This window comes from Bacteroides sp. K03 (assembly GCF_019734355.1).
Taxonomy (GTDB): Bacteria; Bacteroidota; Bacteroidia; order Bacteroidales; family Bacteroidaceae; genus Bacteroides; species Bacteroides nordii.
In genome coordinates, this window is sequence record NZ_JAASHC010000004.1 from 142,648 (window position 1) to 163,347 (window position 20,700).

Annotated in this window: 16 protein-coding genes; 7 read left to right on the forward strand and 9 right to left on the reverse strand. The window is 40.4% G+C overall.

Translation table 11 applies throughout. The features are described from left to right. Window positions 1–34: 34 nt before the first annotated feature. The 5 genes from HCG69_RS05270 to HCG69_RS05290 are packed head-to-tail and all read left to right on the forward strand — an operon-like array spanning window position 35 to window position 2,866. Window positions 35–853, forward strand: a complete 819-nt coding sequence (locus HCG69_RS05270) for a CPBP family intramembrane glutamic endopeptidase (protein WP_002558177.1) — start codon at window positions 35–37, stop codon at window positions 851–853. A gap of 5 nt (window positions 854–858) precedes the next feature. Beyond that, a complete protein-coding gene (locus tag HCG69_RS05275) occupies window positions 859–1,509 on the forward strand; it encodes a DUF2975 domain-containing protein (RefSeq protein WP_122201775.1) in 651 nt (216 codons plus the stop codon). A gap of 14 nt (window positions 1,510–1,523) precedes the next feature. Then, window positions 1,524–1,985, forward strand: coding sequence for a DUF2975 domain-containing protein (locus tag HCG69_RS05280; RefSeq protein ID WP_002558175.1), 462 nt, complete (start codon window positions 1,524–1,526; stop codon window positions 1,983–1,985). 24 nt (window positions 1,986–2,009) lie between these two features. Continuing rightward, window positions 2,010–2,630 (forward strand): DUF2975 domain-containing protein, encoded by a 621-nt coding sequence (locus tag HCG69_RS05285; RefSeq protein ID WP_221649171.1) that lies wholly within the window; start codon window positions 2,010–2,012, stop codon window positions 2,628–2,630. A 23-nt stretch (window positions 2,631–2,653) separates the two neighbouring features. Further along, window positions 2,654–2,866 carry a helix-turn-helix transcriptional regulator gene (locus HCG69_RS05290; protein ID WP_002558173.1) on the forward strand — a complete coding sequence of 71 codons (213 nt, stop codon included), beginning with the start codon at window positions 2,654–2,656 and terminating at the stop codon, window positions 2,864–2,866. Between the two features lie 3 nt (window positions 2,867–2,869). Here the strand turns inward: HCG69_RS05290 and HCG69_RS05295 are convergent, their stop codons facing one another. Next, a complete protein-coding gene (locus HCG69_RS05295; protein WP_221649172.1) occupies window positions 2,870–4,183 on the reverse strand; it encodes a cytidylate kinase family protein in 1,314 nt (437 codons plus the stop codon). A 91-nt stretch (window positions 4,184–4,274) separates the two neighbouring features. Between HCG69_RS05295 and HCG69_RS05300 the strand changes: the two genes are divergently transcribed. Further along, window positions 4,275–5,135: a helix-turn-helix domain-containing protein gene (locus HCG69_RS05300; protein ID WP_255585448.1), complete on the forward strand. Its 861-nt coding sequence runs from the start codon at window positions 4,275–4,277 to the stop codon at window positions 5,133–5,135. A 171-nt stretch (window positions 5,136–5,306) separates the two neighbouring features. Here HCG69_RS05300 and HCG69_RS05305 read toward each other — a convergent pair whose 3' ends face one another. The 8 genes from HCG69_RS05305 to HCG69_RS05340 form a co-directional block, all read right to left on the reverse strand. Then, window positions 5,307–7,709, reverse strand: coding sequence for a glycoside hydrolase N-terminal domain-containing protein (locus HCG69_RS05305; protein ID WP_221649173.1), 2,403 nt, complete (start codon window positions 7,707–7,709; stop codon window positions 5,307–5,309). Between the two features lie 28 nt (window positions 7,710–7,737). Then, window positions 7,738–9,504 carry a right-handed parallel beta-helix repeat-containing protein gene (locus HCG69_RS05310; protein ID WP_221649174.1) on the reverse strand — a complete coding sequence of 589 codons (1,767 nt, stop codon included), beginning with the start codon at window positions 9,502–9,504 and terminating at the stop codon, window positions 7,738–7,740. An 11-nt stretch (window positions 9,505–9,515) separates the two neighbouring features. Beyond that, a complete protein-coding gene (locus HCG69_RS05315) occupies window positions 9,516–11,720 on the reverse strand; it encodes a GH92 family glycosyl hydrolase (protein ID WP_221649175.1) in 2,205 nt (734 codons plus the stop codon). Between the two features lie 57 nt (window positions 11,721–11,777). After that, window positions 11,778–13,934 (reverse strand): alpha-galactosidase, encoded by a 2,157-nt coding sequence (locus HCG69_RS05320; protein WP_221649176.1) that lies wholly within the window; start codon window positions 13,932–13,934, stop codon window positions 11,778–11,780. Between the two features lie 113 nt (window positions 13,935–14,047). Next, complete coding sequence (locus HCG69_RS05325) at window positions 14,048–15,997, reverse strand: sialate O-acetylesterase (protein WP_221649177.1); 1,950 nt, start codon at window positions 15,995–15,997, stop codon at window positions 14,048–14,050. Window positions 15,998–16,237: 240 nt separating this feature from the next. Next, on the reverse strand, window positions 16,238–17,878 hold the full coding sequence (locus tag HCG69_RS05330; RefSeq protein ID WP_221649178.1) for a KGGVGR-motif variant AAA ATPase: 1,641 nt from the start codon (window positions 17,876–17,878) through the stop codon (window positions 16,238–16,240). Window positions 17,879–17,880: 2 nt separating this feature from the next. Beyond that, window positions 17,881–18,399: a helix-turn-helix transcriptional regulator gene (locus tag HCG69_RS05335; protein WP_221649179.1), complete on the reverse strand. Its 519-nt coding sequence runs from the start codon at window positions 18,397–18,399 to the stop codon at window positions 17,881–17,883. A gap of 5 nt (window positions 18,400–18,404) precedes the next feature. Further along, complete coding sequence (locus HCG69_RS05340; protein WP_122201767.1) at window positions 18,405–18,839, reverse strand: hypothetical protein; 435 nt, start codon at window positions 18,837–18,839, stop codon at window positions 18,405–18,407. Window positions 18,840–19,244: 405 nt separating this feature from the next. Here HCG69_RS05340 and HCG69_RS05345 point away from each other — a divergent pair, with 405 nt between their 5' ends. Further along, a complete protein-coding gene (locus tag HCG69_RS05345) occupies window positions 19,245–20,696 on the forward strand; it encodes a hypothetical protein (RefSeq protein ID WP_221649180.1) in 1,452 nt (483 codons plus the stop codon). Window positions 20,697–20,700 lie beyond the last annotated feature (4 nt).

Below are 20,700 nucleotides of genomic sequence, written 5' to 3' on the forward strand. Positions count from 1 at the left end.
AATTATCTTTGCATCCCTTTAATATAAAAATGAAATGAAAACTGCGATAAAACTGGTTCTTATTTACTTTGCAATTTTACAGATTCTGTCACCTATTCTGATAACAGTTCCCTGTGCTATTTATTTGTTTGCCACTACCGGTGGGATAGACAAAGAGGCGCTGATGCAGATGATAATGATTCCGGCACAGATGACCGGTATTCTGTTAATGCTTTTCTACCTTTGGAAAGCAGGTTATATCAGTAATGAAAAAGTAACCTGGTCTACAGTATCCCCTTCTTATCTGGTGCTGAGTGTGGTTAGTCTTCTCTCTTGTTCGTGGCTGGCTTCTACATTGATATCTCACATGAAGTGGTTACCCAATATAATGGAACAGGCTTTCGATATTTTGCAATCCGGTTGGGGAGGAATTGTTGCCATAGCTGTTGTGGGGCCTATCCTTGAAGAGTTGTTATTCCGTGGCGCTATCACCAAGGCTTTGTTGAAACAATATAATCCTGCAAAAGCTATTTTTATTTCGGCTTTGATATTTGGGATATTCCATATTAATCCGGTGCAGGTGGTGCCCGCATTTCTTATCGGCCTTCTTTTAGCATGGGTTTATTACAAAACAGCGAGTCTGATACCTTGTATTCTGATGCACATATTAAATAATAGCATATCGGTTTATATTAATATAAAATATCCTGGTGTGGAGGATATGGATGCTCTTGTTGGTGGTACGGCCAATCTGATAATCACTTGTGTGGCAGCTGTATTGCTGGTAGGGTGTTATTGGTTGATGAAACGAACGACAGTAGCTTATCCCTGGAAAAAAGATAATAACATAGAAATATTGACTGAAAACAATTGATTGTCATGAAAAGGAGATTGAATATACTTTGTTTATTGGTAATGCTGGTATTTTGTTACTCGGTGTTTGAGTCTGCTTACTATTTTAGTAATGCATTTATGGCCGGTTTCCGGGTGGGAATGAATGCAGAGCATGATAAAGAACAATTGAAGCGAACACACAATATGAAATCCATCTCTTTGTTTCCGGATGATTTTGTTGATCTGAAAGACTCGGTGTATAATGAGAAATCGGGAAAATTTGTTCCGGCTATTTATGGCAAATTGATAGTGAGTGTGAATACACCGATTAATCTGTGGTTTAAGTTTACCTCAATGTTGTGCAATTTTATTGGTATTTTCACCATGATTTTCTCTGTGGTCTTCTTCTTTAAATTGATAGTAGCTATTAATAAATCGAATATTTTCAGTTGGAAGAATGTCCGTCGCCTTCGCTGGTTGGGAGCTATTCTGATTCTTAATTTTATTTGCGATGCTCTTCCCGCTTATATCTCGGCTTATGAACTATCGGATGCATTCTCAATACCGGGATATTCTTTGAATTTATCTGGTCTTGTATCCAAGTTGACTTTAACCTTAGGGTTGGTAGCCTTGATTGTAGGTGAGATTTTTGCCATCGGATTAAGAATGAAAGAAGAGCAGGATTTAACTATTTAAGAAAGGAAACAAGTATGAAAAGTTTGTTTAGCAAAGATCCGAAACAAGAGTTGGAAGTGGTGATGACATGCTTGATGTTTATCTGTTTCTGCTGCTTGCTGATTAGCTTTATTCAAAATGCGATGTTGTGTTTTGATTTAGGGAAAGATGACACCGACGATTTCTTGTGGATTATGCTTCCTCAAAGTGTTACTCTATTGGCAATGGCTGTATGTAGTATTCTTATCTTCTGCCTGCTTCGTAATGTGAAACGTAAAGAGGTATTTACGAAGGAGAACTCTACTCTGATTGTGGCTATTGGAGGAATTGTCGAACTGAATGGGTTACTGCAAGGCTTTTTCGGAACTTTTGTCTCTGTGAGCAATCTCCGGCAGACTTATCTGATTTATATTTTGCTTGGAGTATTTATTTTATTTATCGGATGTGTATTCAAGATTGGTGTCCGTATGAAAGAGGAGCAGGAACTCACTATTTAATAATTTGTGTCTGAAAGGATATTTATGGGAAAGATGAAAGCTGTAAAAATATTGGGGATATTGGTTTTTGTTATGTTTATGGTAACTGCATTGAAAGATGCTGTGCCAGGTTTTATAGATGGCTGGAATGAAGCAGGTGATTCGAGAGAGTATATTGGTGAGAAAGGTACATATACTACCGATTTCTCTGTGAAGGCAAAGTCGGTTGCTGAAGACTCGTTGTTGAATAAAACTTTTGATAAAAAGGTGCCTTACTCCGTTGCTTGTATACACACCGTTGTGAAAACTCCTTCCTGGTATACGATGTATCAGTGTTGTACTGTACCGTTTATTATTTTATGTATATACGGTATTTATTGTCTGGTCCGGGTTGTTTTTTCTGCTATTCGTGGTGATGTATTTACACGGAAAAATGTAAAGCGTATGCGTTACTTTATTTACTCTGTCATTCTGTTGGGAGTTTGTATGGAGGGCGGAAATTACTTCTTGTATAGCGACTGGACTTCGCAAATACTTTTGGAAGGGTATGAGGTGGAAAGTTACTCCATAAAATATCCGTGGATGATGTTCTCTATTCTTGCTTTGTTTATTGAAATTTTTGCAGTAGGAGTGAAATTAAAAGAAGAACAGGAACTTACCATTTGACCTAAACTGAAAAAAGAGAAATTATGGCTATAATAGTAAACCTTGATATAATGATGGCCCGGAGAAAAATATCTCTGGGAGAATTGGCGGAAAAAATAGATATTACACCGGCCAATCTGTCTATATTGAAAACCGGAAAGGCAAAAGCAATCCGGTTCTCAACACTTGAAGCGATTTGTAAAGAGCTGGATTGCCAGCCGGGAGATATTCTGGAATATAGAGAAGGAGAGGAGTAGTTGCTATGAGACTGTTATGGGAGCTTTATCCTTTCTTTCCAGGTATATTTTTGCAGTCTTCTCAATGATTCTGCATGCCTCGTCTATACCCAAAATGCTGGTGTTGAGACACAAATCGTAATTTTTAGAGTCATTCCACGTACGGCCGGTGTAGGCTTTGTAGTGGTTGGCTCTTGCTTTGTTTATTCGTCTCAGTTTACTTTCTGCCTTGTCTGCAGGCTCTCCGTATTCATTAATAATTCTTTTGAGTTTACTGTCCCAATCTGCATGTAGAAATATATTAAAGCATCGTTCATAATCCTGTAAGACGTAATTAGCGCACCGACCTACTATTACACAAGAATGCTGGCTTGCTACCTTGCGGATTACTTTACTTTGGGCAACAAACAGAGCATCGTCAGAAGAGAGACTTTTCTCAATGGGTACAGTGAAATCCTGCATGATGAATTCGTAGAGTAGTTGGTTTGAAATATTCTGTTCATGTTGTTCCACATATCCTGGCGTGAGATTATTTTCGGTTGCTACCATATTAATCAGTTCCTCATCATAAAATGCAATACCTAAGTCACTGGCTATTTTTCGTCCTATTTCTCGTCCACCACTACCAAACTCACGTGCTATGGTGATGACGAATTGTGTTCTACGAGGAACTTCGACAGTGACAGGAACTGTCCGGTCACTGAGCATTGTATTCAGGAAAATCAACCGATGATTGAAAAAGCGTGCGAATACCCCGACAAGTAATGCCGCAATAATAGTTCCTTCGCGTACGCCTGCAATCTCTCCGAATAGTATCAGAGATAAGGTACAGGCCAAAATCATCAATGTACAATCAAAGCCTATTTTCACCCAGCCAAACTCTTTTTTCTTCTTTTGTGAGATGGCATGTACGAATGCTTCTCCCGATAGCATAACTACATTGGCTATTACTTCCAGGCTGACTCCCAGCCCGAGAATCATGCAACCCAGGAGTAAAGTAACAATTTTCCAGGGGTAGAATTCCGGCATTACCCAAGCTAGCATCAACATGGAGAGGTCTATGAAAAAACCGAAAAGGATGGAGACGGGGAGTTGTAACCATTGGATCTTCTTAAAATCCTTTTTTAGTAACACAATCTGTCCTGCTATGAGAAGAAGGTTCAAAATAAAAGTCAGTGTCCCCAAAGTGACAGGAAATCCGAGACTGATAGTGTAAGGAAGGCTGGATATAGGGGATGAACCAAGTCCTGCCTTGATAATCAGACTGATTCCTATTGCGTTGATAAATAAACCGTTGATAAATAAAATGTATCTTCTTGTCGTTTCTTTTTTTGACATACTTCTTTGTTTTATTTCAGATTGCAAAATTAAGCGGTTTAATCTTATCGGACTTGTCGCTAAGTTGCAAAATTAGTTGTCTGTAAGAGTCATGTTGATTATCTTTGCCGCTATGAATCATCAACGTGAGTTTCGGAAATCCGAAGAGCCTTTTTATTTTGTGTGCTATGATAAACCGGCACAGAAGGAATTGTATGAGCGTAATTATAAACTGATAAAAGTGGCGGAGGGAATGATTGCGTTGTCTAGTTCCGGAGAACATATTACAGCGAGATCAGGTGATTACTTCTTTGTCAACCGTGGTGGGTTCTCGAAGATAAAGATAACACCTGGTAAGAATGGATATTGCCGTTTACTTTGTCTGAACCTTACGGAGAAGTTTTTAAAGTCTTATGCACAGAATAATCTGGTACCGGTGTGTACGAGCTATACTTCATTCTATTTTAAGAAGATAAACGAGAATACATTTTTGAAAGCTTTGTTTGCTTCGCTTGCTGTTTATTCGGATGAGGGAGCTTATCCGGATAGAAGATTGATTGAACTTAAATTGGAAGAATGCCTTCATTTGCTGACTTTAACAGATAAGGAAATTGTTGCTTCTTTGTTTAGTAACCCATTGGTTCAGAAGGATCTGGTTGAGTTTATGAATGCCAACTATATGTTTAATGCCCCTTTGGAGCATTTTGCAGAGTTTTCGGGCAGGAGCCTTTCTACGTTTCGCCGGGAGTTTATCCGACTATTTGGCACGACGCCTAATAAGTGGTTGATTGACAAACGTCTGGAGGTTGCTTATCATAAGATAGCAGAAGAGCGTCAGAGGTCTTCGGATATTTACTGGGAGTTGGGGTTTGAAACTCTGGCACACTTCTCCCGGAAGTTTAAGGAGAAGTATCATATGGCACCGTCACAGTTAAAGGGGGATGACTTAGATGCAGATGTCCCGGCTTTATAAAAAAAGGGGGGTAAAAGTAAAATCAGCCATTATTAAAACGCAGATTAACGCAAATTAGCGCAAATACAATTTAATATTTGCGCTAATTTGCGTTAATCTGCGTTTCTAAAGTTACATATTGATAGCTTTATCTGCTTTTGACACACCCTCTCTTTTCATATGGTATGAATCTTATTTGATTTCCAGCAAATCCTGAGCTTTCATTTCAACAGTGATTAATCCCTTGCTATCGGTTTTGGCCGAGACTTCTTTTCCGTTCAAGGTTACCGTATACTTCTTTTCGGTAGGAAGTTTTACAGTAAATGTGTTGTCGGCTGTAGCTTTTAGCGATGCATGTTGGATCACAGCATTTTCCCATTGTGCCGAAACCTCAGCTCCTCCACGAATACATAAACCTTTGAATTGACCATCCTTCCATGCTGCTGGTAAGCAAGGCAAGAATTCAACATACCCTTCGTGGTTTTGTATTAACATCTCCGCCATTCCGGCAGCTCCTGCGGGATTTCCGTCGAATGAATAAATGTCATTCGGGGCTCCGGCTATGCCGCCTGGTGAAACGGTTAACAGGTTTTCGCGTGATAACATTCCCTGGAGGGTCTTTACGCTTTTATAAGCTTCTTCCGCATCCTTCAGGCGGGCATAAAAGCAGATCATGTTGGCACGACTCCATTCGGTATCTTCCCAGTTTTCTGCAGCAAGACGTGCTTCTATCGTTTTACGGGCTGCTGCTGCGAGTTCGGGTGTTTTCTCTAAAGTGATTTGTGAGAAAGGATATAAAGCCAATAAGTGCGAGGTATGACGATGGTTCGGGTGTGCTTCTTCATAATCTTCAAACCACTCGCGGATGGCTCCGTTCACACGCAGTTGTATAGGAGGAAGTTTGCTTAAAGCCGTTTGCAGATTATCACTGAATGCTTTGTCAATGCCTAAAATATCAGCAGCCTGGATACAAGAAGTAAAGATCTCGCAAACCAGTTCACGGTCGCAGGTAGGCATCATAGAAGCTACCATTTCCTGTCCGTCTGCTGTTTTGAACCAGTTTTCCGGTGAGATACTTGGACCTGTCATCAAATAACCATTAGCAGGATTTTCTGCCATGTAGTCAAGTATGAATTCGGCATTACCTTTCAGCAAAGGATAAGCTACTTCTGCCAGATACTTTTTATCCTGTGTATATTCATACTGCGTCCATAAATGCGTAGCTATCCATGAACCGGCAAGGGGAAATAGTCCCCAGATGACACTTCCGGATGCCGGGGTATACCCCCAGATATTGGCAGTTGTATTGGCTGTCCAACCTTTGCAGCCATATACAACTTCAGCAGTTTTGGCTCCATGTACGGATAAATCTTTGATGTAATTGAAGAGCGGAGTATTACACTCTGCCAAATTTCCGACATTGGATATCCAGTAGTTTTGTTGCGTGTTTATATCAAGATGATAGTCGTTTGTCCATCCCATGTTACAAGCCTGATTATCATTAAAGAAACCTTGTAAAGCAATTGGCAACGGGGAATTCTCACGTGAGCTGGCAATTGTCAGGTAGCGTCCGTACTGAAAGTACAAAGCATCGAAACTTGTATCTGTTTTTCCTGATCGTATTTGTTTCCAGCGGATATCTGTAGGTATGGTGTCGTTGGAATCTTTACCTAAGCTCAGTTCTACCCGGTTGAATAAATCTGAATAATCTTTTATATGCGTCAGTTTCAGTGCTTCGTAGGGTTTCATACCGGCCTCCTCAACTGTTGTTGCGCACAAAGCTTTATAATCCGGATTTTTATAATCGGTACGTACGTCTACGATCATTGTCACCGCATCAGCATTGCTTACACTGATACCCGCTTTATCCATTTTTACTTCGCCATTATCGGCCAATACGGCTATTCTTCCTTCAAAATTCACACCACCCGGACCGTGTAACGGAAAGTCTACTTTACCAGTAAAGATCAACTGATTATCTTCGACGGTAAATTCTGACTGACGCATTAGATCCAGAGCCATATCCATGGTAACAGACTTTGGCTTATCTGCTGATAAGCGAAGGACAAGTACATTATCGGGATTCGTAGCAAAATATTCACGTTTATAATTTACCCCACCTGCACTAAAAGAAACACTGCTGATCGCTTCGTTTAAACTTAGTGAACGGCGATAATTTGTAATATCTCCTTCGGGATAAGTAAACTTCATTTTCAGATCGCCTATAGGAAGATGGGTGCCAAAAGACGTTTGCACACCATTCAGGTTATCACCGGCTATATGATTTCCTTCCCACAATTTTCCTTCGAAAAATAACTTTCTTAAATTATCGAGCTTAGCACGACCAAAAGGCTTATTCTGATTCTCATTGAACTGCCCCGACCACATGGAAGATTCATTCAAGGCCAGTGTTTCTTCTTCGATTCCACCATAAGTCATGGCACCCAACCGCCCATTACCGATAGGTAGGGATTCCATCCATTCTTTTGCTGGTTGGGCATACCACAACTCTGCGGTTTCACCAGCATTATTTGCACTTTGACATCCTGTAAGCGCCAAGGTTACTACTGCTAAATAAGTTTTTAAATGTGTCATATTTTTCATGATTAATAGTACTACTTAATTAAAATCCTGAGGAACGTTGGTAAAATTGATTATCCCGAACGTTTACCTTTTCGCATTGCTCAATGATAACAACAGATTTCTTCTTGTTTTCGTCCGGCAGTCCAATCAGGTTGCCGGCAATTGTTACTCCATCAGTACAACGTGCTTTGACGGCTGTTTCTCCTTTTAATTGGAAATGATTCTCGGTAACAGATATATTGTGATGTACTGCACCTGCATATACATTGTTCTCGGGTGCTACATTGATTACGGGTTCTCCGCATTCTATAAATTTGTTTCTACGGATAGTTACATCAGTCACCGGACCGGATTCGAACCAGCTGCGGGCATCATCAGCTATCAGTATTGCACTCATTTGCATACGGTAGAAGGTATTGTCTTCGATGACGACCTTTTTTCGCGTAGTGACTAATATTCCTCGTGTTGGTATTCTGGAGAAATAATTATTACGAATAACGACTTCAGGGGTCCAGGTTAAATTTTCTACTGCTACCAGTTCTGTACTTCTGACTGTTTCAGGGAGTTGACGGTCAATTTCTACAATAACATGGCGGTCATCTACGCGTGTCACCTTTTTTACTTTTGCTTCAACAACCGGTAAAAGTGTATTTGAATTAATAAAAGCTACTTCATCACCGGGAAAGAAAGCGTGAAAACCGAAAGTCTGAGGATGCATAAAGCCCAGTTTGACTTTTCTGTCAGAAAGATACTCTACGACTTGCAGGTGAGTACCGTGCACGTTGATCGGATCATCATGTGCACCGGTAAAACGGCAATTCTGAATCTGTACTTTTCCTTTGCACCCCGAAACTTGTAGAAAATCGGCAAAACCGGTATTGGTTCTTCCACTACCCGGTTCGGGTTCAAAATACAATTGTTCAAATGCCAGGTTTTCACTATATTGGCTGACAATACCAAAGTTACCGGCATAATAAATACGAATATTCTCCAAACGAATATCGCGGCTATATTGTATTAGTCCGCATACCTCATCACGAATGGCATCCCTCATTTGAAATACCATTCCCGGAGGTGTATCCGGCTTTTCCTGATAATTCATCCAAAGCAAACCGGGTTGTAACTCTACAGTACTCTTTAATCCGTCCAGTGGACACCAGCTTCTCCAGGTGACATCCTCTTTACGGTCATAAGTCTGTGCTATTCCCTCAGAAAAGGACCATCCATTACCTTGCCATATCAGCTTTTCATTTTCTATTTTATAATGAGAGGTCGGATGTACTTTTGCCAGAAGATGATTCTTTCCTTGTTCTATTATTTCAATTTCAGTCTGGGTGGGAGCTACAAAATCAAGATGGAAATTTTTTAACGTAATATTACGACAGGAGTCTATAATGAAGGAGGTCATTTCTCCATCCATCAGTAGAGTTGATCCACCGCCATCTATGGTAATATTTTTCAATCCTTTTAGTAGCAGGGCGATATGCTTTATCTGATCCGGATCTTCGCTTTCAGAAGCGGTATTGGAGATTAAGTACCTTTGATGGATGGACTCGTCACGTCCGAAAACATAGCGCCCCAACTGTAGTTGAATCGTAGTAGGGCGTCCTTTCGCTTTGGCTGCCTCTTCAAATGCCCTGAGAATTACAGAATTACAATATCCTTTCTCCGGTGGGGTTACAAGGATAACCTTTCCCTGTTTATGCTCGGATTTACCGGCCTTATCAATTGTTACTGCTTTCTGAGCCCAAGTGTTTATAACATTTGGACTCAGAAATAGCAGAAATATGAATAACAGTCTTTTCATGAACATCCGGATTATTTCTTTTGTGGTGTAGCACTCATAACAAATTCCAGGGTACCGCCATTTAATATATCCTGATGTGTGATATAATTTTTTGTATGCTTCTTACTATTTAGCTTTATGGAGCGGATATAAATCTCATTTCCTTTTTTGCGGGGAGCTTTTATTGCAAAAGTCTTTCCGTCGGGCAGATGTATAGTAGCTTCTTCCAGCATCGGAGTACCGATTATATATTCACCACTCGCCGGGTTGACCGGGTAGAAACCAAGTGCTCCGAAAATGTACCAGGCAGACATCTCACCACAATCATCGTTTCCGGCATATCCCGAAGAAGTATCATTGTACAGGTTATTCATGATGTGCGCTACATACTTCTGTGTTTTCCAGGGTTCTCCTGCACAGGTATACAGGTAAGCTACGTGATGGCTGGGTTCATTTCCATGGGCATATTGGCCAACAAAGCCGGAGGCATTATCGTTTAGTTCACCGCTTTGATGATTGACGGTGAAGAAAGTATCCAGTTTTGCTGTGAAAGCTTTATTTCCTCCTGTCAATGTAATGAGGTCGGGTATGTTTTGCGGTACATACCAAAAGTATTGCCAGGCATTTCCTTCTGTGAAAGGATAACCACCATTGGCTCCGTATTTATAAGGATCAAATGGTTCTATCCATTCGCCCTTATCATTTTTCGATTGAAAGAATCCGGTCTCCGGATTGAATAAATTACGATAGAAAGCCGAGCGTTTCATAAAACGTTCGTAGTCATCGTTCTTTCCTAATTTTTTTGCTAACTGTGCTACACACCAGTCATCAAAAGCTTGCTCCAGAGTAATGGAGACTGATTGAGTCTGTATATTTTCGGGCATATATCCATATTTTTCCCATACCTCAAAAGGTGAGTTGGGATGAGAAACTACCGAACTGTTGTATACGGCTTCATAAGCTTTTTCTATATCGATTCCGGGTATTCCTTTTAGGATAGCATCTACAATGACGGGAATAGAGTGGTTACCTATCATACAGTAATTGTCTTGTCCCCATAATTGCCAGACAGGCAGATAGCCATAATACTCATATTGCCGTATCATGCTTTTTACGAAATCTGTGACACGATCCGCGTTGAGTAATGTATAAAGCGGATGAGCACCTCTGAATGTATCCCAAAGAGAGAACGTAGTGTAGTGTGTTTCGTTTGCAGACAGCTGCCGGGTGGTGTAATCGGCTGCCATATATTCTCCGTTTACATCACTTATTGTATTGGGTTGTATCAGGGTGTGGTATAAGGCCGTATAGAATATTGTTTTTTGCAAATCGGTACCTTGGATATTGATTTTTTCCAGTTCTTTCTCCCATAATCGGTCGGCATCAGTGGTGTACTGGTTAAAGTCCCAGTGTGAGGCTTCCTGCTTTAGATTTAACCGGGCATTATCCGTAGATACCGGAGATAAAGCTACTTTGCAAATCAACGGTTTTTCATTAAGTTTTCCAAAACGCAACATGGCATGCAGATTACTGCCATTGATGACGGGTGTGTTTTCATATCGGCGGTCACCGTCTCTCAACGACGAGGAGAGAATAGGGTTGGAAAACTCTATGTAGAAATATACTTTTCGTAGTTTGGCCCAACCTGTAATGATGCGGTATCCTTCGATAGCATGATCATTAACGATACGGATCTGAGAATTTATAATACGGCGGTTCCAGCTTCCTTTATTGGCTGAATGATCTAAGTCAATGATGAGTTGTGCTTCTTTTCCGTTAGGGTAGCTATACCGGTGGATTCCTGTTCGTGTGGTTGCCGTCAATTCAGCATTGATTCCTTCGTCTGCCAACATCACTTGGTAGTATCCGGGCTGAGCCTTTTCTGCTGTGTGGGAGAAATTCGAAGAAGTACGCCCCTCGCTTGTCGGTAAAAGTAAGAGGTCTATCAAGTCTGACGCTCCTGTTCCGCTGAGGCGGGTGTGACTGAATCCATAGATGGTCTGGTCATTGTAATCATATCCCGATGCTTGTGCCCAGTCGGGAGCTTCGCGGGTATCGGGACTTAACTGTATCATTCCGAAAGGAACAGTGGCACCCGGGTAGTTGTTACCGGATAAGCTGCCGTGCACGGCTCCTGTTCCGATAAAAGGGTTTACGTATTGTGTGTGTTCACCGGCTTTTATAGTACCGGTAATCAGCATAAATGTAAAGATGCTGCTTAATAGTATTCGATTCATTGTGTTATGGTATAAAGAGGAGATGGAATCTCTTTCCATCTCCTCGTGATTCTGTTCTTACTGTGCTATGATTTCAATAATGCGGCTGTTTAATTTATAACCAGTGAAGAGGTCAAGGCCTACATTCATCAGATATTCACCCGAGAAAGTCTGTCCGTTTCCGTTTACTGAAGAAGAAGCACCTGGCATCAGATTAATTTCTTTCACCTGATACATTTTGTTGGCTTCCAATCCTTGTAAACGTACAGGCAGGATATGTTCGCCGTAGCGTGGGTAAACATCAAATGCGAATACGATGGCTTGATTCTTATCCTTGTTCACATACATACTTGAAGTATGGTTACTTCCGTAAGGCGAAACAAGACGATAGAGATCACCTTCCAGTATAACCGGTTTCAAGCGGTTGTATTCTGTTACAGCCTGACGACAATACACTTGTTCGTTTGGGGTAAGATCACTCATCTTGATATCAAATCCCAGTTTGCACATCATTGCTACATCCGTACGGAACTTGATGCTGGCATCTTTGTTCCAGGTAGTAACGTGGGCACACAAAGTCTTACTGGGGAATACTTGTGAGAATCCCCATTGGATAAACAGACGTTCGATAGGATCTGTGTTATCGCTGGGCCAGAATTCAGTGAAGTATTTCAATGCTTCATAATCAGAGCGTCCGCTGCCACCGGCGCATAACATCATAGGCAGATTCGGGTATTTGGCTTTTATGCGGTCGAGCACTTTGTATAAGCCTTTTACGTAGTCAATATATAGATGTGTTTGTTTTCCTTTCAAGTATGGCGAATAGATATTAGTGATAGGGCTGTTACAATCCCATTTGAAGAAAGCAAGATCCGGGTATTTAGTCATTAACTGATCCACAACACCGAATACATGATCCTGTACGGCCGGATTACTAAGATCTAATACCATTTGGTTACGGAAATAATATTCTTCACGGTTAGGCAGATGAATTACCCAATCTTTGTGTTTCTCGTAAAGTTCACTTTTGGGATTTACCATTTCAGGTTCGATCCAGATACCAAACTTAATACCGTGTTTTTTTGCTTCTGCTGTCAGACGTCCTATGCCATTAGGCAATTTATCAGCTGTTTCTATCCAGTCACCCAGTCCTTGATGGTCACTGCTGCGGGGGTACTTGTTAGCAAACCAGCCGTCGTCCAGCAGGAACATGTCCACACCTAATTTCTTGGCTTCGTCCATCAAACCGATCAGTTTCTCTTCGTCGAAATCAAAATAAGTAGCTTCCCAGTTGTTTAGTAGGGTCATGCGGGTTTGGTCACCGTCTTTTACCTGATAGCGACGTGCCCAATCATGGAAATTGCGGCTGGCTTGTCCTTTTCCGTTCATACTATATGTGAAGTAGAAATCCGGTGTACGGAATATCTCGCCGGAAGGAAGGCTATACTCTGACGCGTAAGGATTGATACCGCTGATGATGCGCAACTGGTTCTTGTTGTCTACTTCAAAGGTGAAGTTGAAATTGCCTGTCCATCCCAATGTACCTACTAATACTTCGCCTGCATTCTCTTCGGAGGGTTGGTCTATGGCCAACTGGAAGAAAGGAGAAACAAACATATTGGCACGTGCTCCCAATTTGGTATCAATGACTTTTTTTCCGAAAGCCAGTTCTCGTTCCATGACGTTAGCTTCGTGTGACCAATCTCCGGCAAACTCTGTGAGGAAGTATTTGTCATGATTGAGGTGCAACAGTGAAGAAGCATACTTATGAAGCATTACCGGCTTCTTTTCACGGTGACTGATTTCGGTAAATGTTTTGATAATGTCTTCATTAGCATAAGCTACGTAGTGTAACTTCACAGTTACCGGATATTGGTCGTCAGCTAATGTAATGACAGTTTCGTTTACACTATCTGAGAGGTTCCGACTGTCGTGTGATACATATTTTAATAAGGTAGAAGGATTGCCGTCATTGTGTACAATGTGTAGTGCTGGTTCAAAGTAGTCTTCCATACCGTGGGTGAGATAGGCTTCGGTTCCTTGCGGCAGATGGTTAATGTCTGCTTCATGGTTGAGCCGTTTGCCCAAATATGACTGGTAAAGACGTCCATTGTCACCTACACGGTAGATGAGGCTGGTGTTTCCGGTCTCAATTTTTATTACCGGTTTTTCGATGGCGTGGGCTATGCCTGCAAGACATAATAAACCTGCCAATAGGGTCGTTTTTAAATTCATGGTACTAAGTAGTCTTTAAATTTATGAATGAATTACGAATTAGTCTCGTCTGCAAAGTAACCCGGATTTATCCTGTTAAGGAATAGATAAAATTACTTAGAATATGGATAATCTTACTTTTGTGCTTTTTCGCATGTTCCTTTGTCCGTTCGGAAGGGTGGAACCGGGAGGTTGGAGTTGGCACTGTAAAGATTACCATCCGGACAATCGGCCCAGTTATAGCGGGCAGCTATAGGGATTGCCACATCCGGAGATTCAAGTACGATGTTTGTTTTTCCTGTTAAGGTTGCCGTTGCCGGATGGAACACTCCATCCGGTCCGGCCAGGATAAATCCTTTTATTATTTTTTCTTGTGCTTGTATTTCTGTGTTGAATGTTAGTGTTAATTTCTTTCCGGAGATGTTATAAGACTGGCAGGCTGGCATTTTGTATTCTCCTTGATGGTAAGTATTTGCCAGTGCTAAAGTAGCAAAGCGTTTAGCCACTTCTTGTTTGTTTTTAGGGTGAATGTCGTAGGACACCCCCAGATCTATGGCTACTACCATTCCCGTATTATCTACATGCAGGGCTTCTGCCTGTGCTTCCCGGAGAGCGGCCCATTGAGAGTCTGGCTGAACTTCTTGTGGTTTCAGAAAGTTTGCCAGTTGAACAAAGTAGAATGGAAAGTCCGTATTCCATTGTTTTCTCCAATCGGCAATCAGTGACTGGAATAGGGGAGTATATTGTTTATCTCTTCCTACATTAGCTTCTCCCTGATACCAGATAACTCCTTTGATTGGGAATATAGTAAACGGGTGTACCATAGCATTGTACAAGACAGAAGGATAACTTGAACTTTCTAATGACATCGGTGCCGGAGGGAGATCTCCCAGAGCTATACCTATCCGGTAATTCCATATTCCTTCCAGCTTGATTTTCTGCCCGTTGGCTTCTGCAAACATATCTTTTCCTTCTCCGTGTATACCGCCTTCTCCGCCAGAGTCGGACACTCGTATAGTGATGACTCCTTTTCCTGCTTTAACCAGTTCTGCCGGGACGGTATAGTGGCGAGGAGTTGAGTATCCATATCCTTTGGCTATTTCTTTTCCATTATAATAAGTGACGTCTTCGTCGTCTATCATGCCGAGATTTAATGTTATTTCCTTGCCTTCCCAGCTTGAAGGAATCTCTATTTCCCGTTGGAACCATACTATGCCGTCTACTCCGTCTAGTCCTTTCTGTTCCCAATATCCCGGAAGTTCCATAGTCTTCCATGCCGGATCGGTCTGAAGAGAGGAGATCCACATTGGAATTCCTTTATTGAGGCCGGCATCCTTGGTTACTAATAGCTCCTGCCACTCTTTTATCTCTTGCTGATAAGCTGCGATGGCCTCTGACTTTTCTATTTTACTTGCTTGTATCTCGAAACCTGGCACTTGTTTTAGGGAACCGATACTTGTCCATGCTTCGGCGGGAGTTCCCCCCCAGGTACAATCAATCACACCAATGGGTACATTCAGTTCTTTCCATAGTTCGCGTGCATAGAAATATGCTATGGCCGAGAATTCCGGAACGGTAGAAGAATTGCATTCCTGCCAACCTCCCATGTTCATCTCTACATTTTCTGCAGGAGTCACTGAAGTTGTTTTTTTAACTTGCAGTAAACGGATAGAAGGGTATTTTGCTTCTGCTACTTCCTGTTCATAGTTCATCACCTTTCCCCATCCGGCTACAGGCATTTCCATGTTAGATTGTCCTGAACAGAACCACACTTCTCCCGCCAGTACATTTTTTAATGTCAGGGTTTCTCCGTCAGAGATTGTTATGGTATAAGGTCCTCCTGCAGCAGGAGTGGGTATTTCTATTCTGAAAGAACCGTCAGTAGTTGCTTTTGTCGTGAACTTATTGTCATTCCAGCTGGCTTTTACTGTAACATTCTTGCCCGCTTTGGCTTTACCTGGAAGCGTTAATGTGCTGTTTTGCTGTACCACCATATTGTCGGTGAAGAATGCTGGTAATGTAACTTTTGCTTGTGCAAAAACAGTCATGCTCAAGGCCAATAAAATCAGTTTATATTTGTTCATCTCTACTTTGAGTTTTAATCGTTTGCTCAAAAGTAGGCAAAGGCAGACTATTAATAGTAGACAAACAAACCAAAAAATGAAACATTTACGGCATAGAGTACTTTTTGAGTGGTTTCGTATACATTTCTACTGTTTTTGGCTTCATTTGTGATAGTTTTAGAGGCCTTTGGGGATTATCCGGATGTTTGTTCTATCTCTTTTTACCGAAATATTTAAGGGAAAAAACAGATGTTCCTGTTTCTACAATGTTTTCAATAATTCAATTTCTTCCTCTTTTCCATAGCGTTTCAAAAGAGAGATAAACTTCTCGTCATTCTTGAATTTTGAATAAACACGAGGTACAGTCGATATTGCATTCTTTATATCAGCCCCTTTACTTAATGCCATATCTATATTCATATAAAATAGAGGAATATCGTTCTGATTTGCTTTTATTTCGGCTAAAGTAGTATAAAACACAGGCCTGTTTTTGTCTTGTTCGATGGCACTGTATATTGCTTTTTCAGCTTCTTTATAATTTCCAATTTCGTTTTGATAACAAGCAATCAGGTTATCCACTTCCGGAGATAAATAGTTCATCTCTTTCAATTCATTCAAATCCTGTAAAACTTCATTTTCTGAAAAACCGCCTATAGTAACTTTCGCTAAACAATATTGATAAAAAGCTTGAGGTGAAATATGTCTTATTGGCAATATTACTTTATAAGCCTCTTCTTGCTCTCCTTTATTGTAGAGTAACCCTGCTTTTAGTATCAGATAATAGGGTAAAGGAAGTAGTTTGATAGCTTGATTTATAGCTCTAATCCCTTTCTCTTCCATCTCGGCTTTCAAGCATTTAAGAGCAAGTAAATAATAAAACTGATCTGCTTTCGGATATTTTTTTATTGCTTCTTCTGTCAGTTGTACGCCTTCTATGGCATTTTCTGTCTGACTTATTTTATTATAAAGTCGGGCTATTTCTTTCTCATTATCAAACTTCTCTATTTCCTCTTTTGTTAAATCACCTGCTGTAATTCGGGCAAATAAATCCAGATATTCGTTTGCAATGATTTCTGATGGGCCTTTTGTCTCTTTTTCAAAACCAATTTTAAAAGTTTCGCTACACTCCAGATCTCTGTCTGAATGAATCACTACCGGAGTACTGTTCAGTTCCTTGCCGGAAGCGTAAGTCAATCCCTCAAAGTGTTTTTTAAAGTTGGCGATTAAACTCTCTTCCCGCAGGCATTCTGTAGGAGTAGAAGGATAAGGTATTCTCGTAAGAGTCAAAATAATCTCTTTTTCCTTTTTCAACATATTATTTTTTTGATTCAATACGCTGCGTACAATTCGTTGGCAACCTTCGAGATTTTCTTGATTATTGGCAGATAGAATAACTAACCGGTCAGCAAGTAAAGAGATCGTGAGGCTGGATATATCAGTTATTCCTGTACGTGTATCAATCAAAAAGTAGTCTGGCCTATATTTTTTCTCTATTTTTACCTTTAGATCCAGGAAGAAAGCGATACCTGTTGCATGCTCGCCATAAAGCAATTCATACCAGTTAATGGCAGATAGTTTTCGCCAGTACTCCGAAGATTTGGGATTGCCAGCCGGAATTAAATCTAACGAGGAAGACAAATCTTCCAAGTGATATGCATACGGTGTTATTTTTGCCGGAATTTTGTGATTAACTGCATATTCGTAGATATAATCTACAATGCCACTCTCAACCTTTCTGTCCCATTGAAAATTAGAGAACTTGGTATGTAGCCCCGGAGCTTCAAGATCGAGGTCAAGCATGATCACTTTTTTTCCAAAATCGGCGAGCCTCCTTGCTATATTCGAAAGAGCTAATGTTCTGCCAACCCCTCCTTTATACGAGTAAAACGCGATTGTTTTCATAATTATTCTTCTCCTGCTATTTGCAATATACTTCCTCTTTTCCGTATCTCATCACTTAGTTCCCACACATTCGCAGGAGTTGTCTTAAAAGCGTCCTTTTTAAAATCTTTTCGCAGTATCATACGTATCTCCAGTGCTTCCAGCAGCTGTAGAATACGCTCAAAACTGGCGCTTAAGTAGTCTGATTGTTCATAACGCTGTATTTGCTGCTCCTGGATAAACATTTCTGACGCTAACTTTTTCTGACTGATATCTGAGGCGATACGAAAACTTATGATAGCTTTGTTCATGTCATCCTTAAAAGAGTCAAATTCCAGCCATGACAAAGATTTAGAAGTTAGCTTTTCATACTCCTCCAGTTCTTTTTGTAATTTAACTAATCCTCTTTCAAAAGTGCCTAATTGCAGACGAAGTGGTATGTTATTCTCTTTTTGCAATATCTCTTTTATGTCCCATATGTTTGTGAGCAACTCTTCCAGTTGCTTCTTCATCATTGTGTATTGCTTCTTGTTTTTAATCATAATGCTTACAATTTAATCATTACAATACCCTTATCTTCATATTGCTTTGTTTTCTGGAAGTATTCTAGAATAGTTAATTCGGGCAATAAAATAGCTTTTGAGAAAGCTGAATATATTTCTCCGCCGAAATACTCTTTCTGTACCTCCGAATTACTTTCTAACAAAGACTCCAAGACATTGTTCAGAACCTGTTCCCGGTTCTCTGCTGTTGTATCCCAGCAGGCATCGTAATCGCTTGGATTTAACTTTTTAGTAACAAAACTTCCATCTAAATACAGAATATCACAATGTAGTATTCTACATTGCTCCAGTAAGAAAGACATTCCCTGCAACAATTTCTGTCGCTTCCTACTAAATCCAAACCTGTTCTTTACCTCCTCAAAAGAGGCCTCATATATACCTGGTGGCAAATAACCGTCTTCATTAAACTCTGGAATCATTCTTTTTCAGTTGAGTCACTGCAAATATACAACAAATTTGTTTGGTATCATGCATTTGAATATTTATTTTTCATAAACTATACCTGTTAATAAAACCATGACTCTCAATAAAATTACTCAGAAAATAGGCGTGGTAGGGAGTCGCTTTGGAATGAGGTAATGTATAACTACTTTAATTGTTGAATTATTTTTGATCTGATTTTCATTTCAAATGGGCAGAGATTATATGAATCCGAATAAAAGATTCTTTTTAAAACTGATTTATTAAAAGAGTGTAAGCGTTATATTATCTACTTTTTAGGAACTATGGACATTAGAACTAGTAAATGGTTTATTTACGACCGGTCTTTTCTTAGAGGTATGCTATATTTGCCGGAAACTTTGATAACTTAAAATGTTTTTATTATGATTCGATTAATGACAAAGTATGGTATGCTGGCGATAATCCTTCTGTCGGCTAGTGCTTTCCGGCAGCCTCAGAAACAAGAACTCTCTTTTATGACTTCTGACTCCCGTTTACAACAGACATTTGACTGGGCAAAAAAGATGGCTCTTGGTTATGTGGGAGCGTCGACCGACCCTGTGGGCCCCTGGTATGAAGCATCATTACCTCAGCGTGAGGCATTTTGTATGCGTGATGTATCACATCAGTGTGGTGGAGCTGAGGTGTTAGGATTAACCAAAGAAAACTTCAATATGCTGGCCAAATTTGCGCAAAACATATCAGAATCAAAAGATTGGTGTACCTATTGGGAAATTAATCGTTATGACAAACCGGCCCCGATAGATTATCGTAATGATGAAGAATTCTGGTATAACCTGAATGCTAATTTTGATGTACTGGACGCTTGTTATCGTACCTATTTATGGACGGGTGATTCGCGTTATATTAATGATAAGGCATTCCTGACATTTTATGAGAAAACTATGACTGCTTACATGGAAAGATGGCAGTTACAGGCAGATAAAATTATGGACCGTCCCCGGTTCATGAATTCTCCGGTGCCGTTTAATGCCGAAGATAACTATCATAAATGTAGAGGATTGGCATCTTATGTGGAGAATTTTGAGGGGTTGACTGTGAGTGCTGATTTACTGGCTGCAATTTATCGCGGATGTGTTTCGTATTCGAAGTTATTAAAACTGAAAGGCGATGTGAAAGCCAGTAAACGATATGCTATAATGGCTGAGGATTATGTTACATTGCTTGAAAATAAGTGGTGGGACGATTCCTGCAATTTATACAATACCTTCTTTACCGGGCTGAAAGAATTTCATAAAGGTGAAGGTGAGACGTTTATTTTATGGTTTGATATTGCTAAAGATGCAGCACGTATTCGGGCTACATTGACACATTTATTGTCGAAAGAGTGGAATGTTGAGAATTTATCTTATTTTTCTAAAATACTCTATTCTTATGCTTATAACAAGGAAGCATACAGCCAGATTACCGCGTTACCGACTATGGAACGAAGTGATTATCCGGAAGTATCTTATGGTGTAATGGAGGGTATCGTTTCCGGTATGGCAGGAATACAGGCTGATGCAAGTAAACAGCAGATACGTACATTGCCCCGGTTGACAACTGAAACAGAATGGATGCATCTGCAATATTTACCTGTTTTGGGAGGAAGCATCTCGGTACGGCATGATCATACGAATAAAACGACATTTAAGAGCCATATTGCTCAACCTGTCACTTGGAAGGCGGTTTTCCCAGGATCTTATACCAGCATTTCCTGTAATGGAAAAAGGCGGCCGGCAACTATGGAAACAGATGTATTAGGAAATGTATACTCATACGTTACGTTAGAGGTAAAACCGGAAACACAAGTTGTAGCTATCTGTGAAAAATAGAAAT

Coding starts and splice junctions, on each gene's coding strand:
- HCG69_RS05270 (WP_002558177.1), top strand. CDS start 35: ATGAAAACTGCGATAAAACTGGTTCTTATTTACTTTGCAATTTTACAG.
- HCG69_RS05275 (WP_122201775.1), top strand. CDS start 859: ATGAAAAGGAGATTGAATATACTTTGTTTATTGGTAATGCTGGTATTT.
- HCG69_RS05280 (WP_002558175.1), top strand. CDS start 1,524: ATGAAAAGTTTGTTTAGCAAAGATCCGAAACAAGAGTTGGAAGTGGTG.
- HCG69_RS05285 (WP_221649171.1), top strand. CDS start 2,010: ATGGGAAAGATGAAAGCTGTAAAAATATTGGGGATATTGGTTTTTGTT.
- HCG69_RS05290 (WP_002558173.1), top strand. CDS start 2,654: ATGGCTATAATAGTAAACCTTGATATAATGATGGCCCGGAGAAAAATA.
- HCG69_RS05295 (WP_221649172.1), bottom strand. CDS start 4,183: ATGTCAAAAAAAGAAACGACAAGAAGATACATTTTATTTATCAACGGT.
- HCG69_RS05300 (WP_255585448.1), top strand. CDS start 4,275: ATGTTGATTATCTTTGCCGCTATGAATCATCAACGTGAGTTTCGGAAA.
- HCG69_RS05305 (WP_221649173.1), bottom strand. CDS start 7,709: ATGACACATTTAAAAACTTATTTAGCAGTAGTAACCTTGGCGCTTACA.
- HCG69_RS05310 (WP_221649174.1), bottom strand. CDS start 9,504: ATGAAAAGACTGTTATTCATATTTCTGCTATTTCTGAGTCCAAATGTT.
- HCG69_RS05315 (WP_221649175.1), bottom strand. CDS start 11,720: ATGAATCGAATACTATTAAGCAGCATCTTTACATTTATGCTGATTACC.
- HCG69_RS05320 (WP_221649176.1), bottom strand. CDS start 13,934: ATGAATTTAAAAACGACCCTATTGGCAGGTTTATTATGTCTTGCAGGC.
- HCG69_RS05325 (WP_221649177.1), bottom strand. CDS start 15,997: ATGAACAAATATAAACTGATTTTATTGGCCTTGAGCATGACTGTTTTT.
- HCG69_RS05330 (WP_221649178.1), bottom strand. CDS start 17,878: ATGAAAACAATCGCGTTTTACTCGTATAAAGGAGGGGTTGGCAGAACA.
- HCG69_RS05335 (WP_221649179.1), bottom strand. CDS start 18,399: ATGATTAAAAACAAGAAGCAATACACAATGATGAAGAAGCAACTGGAA.
- HCG69_RS05340 (WP_122201767.1), bottom strand. CDS start 18,839: ATGATTCCAGAGTTTAATGAAGACGGTTATTTGCCACCAGGTATATAT.
- HCG69_RS05345 (WP_221649180.1), top strand. CDS start 19,245: ATGATTCGATTAATGACAAAGTATGGTATGCTGGCGATAATCCTTCTG.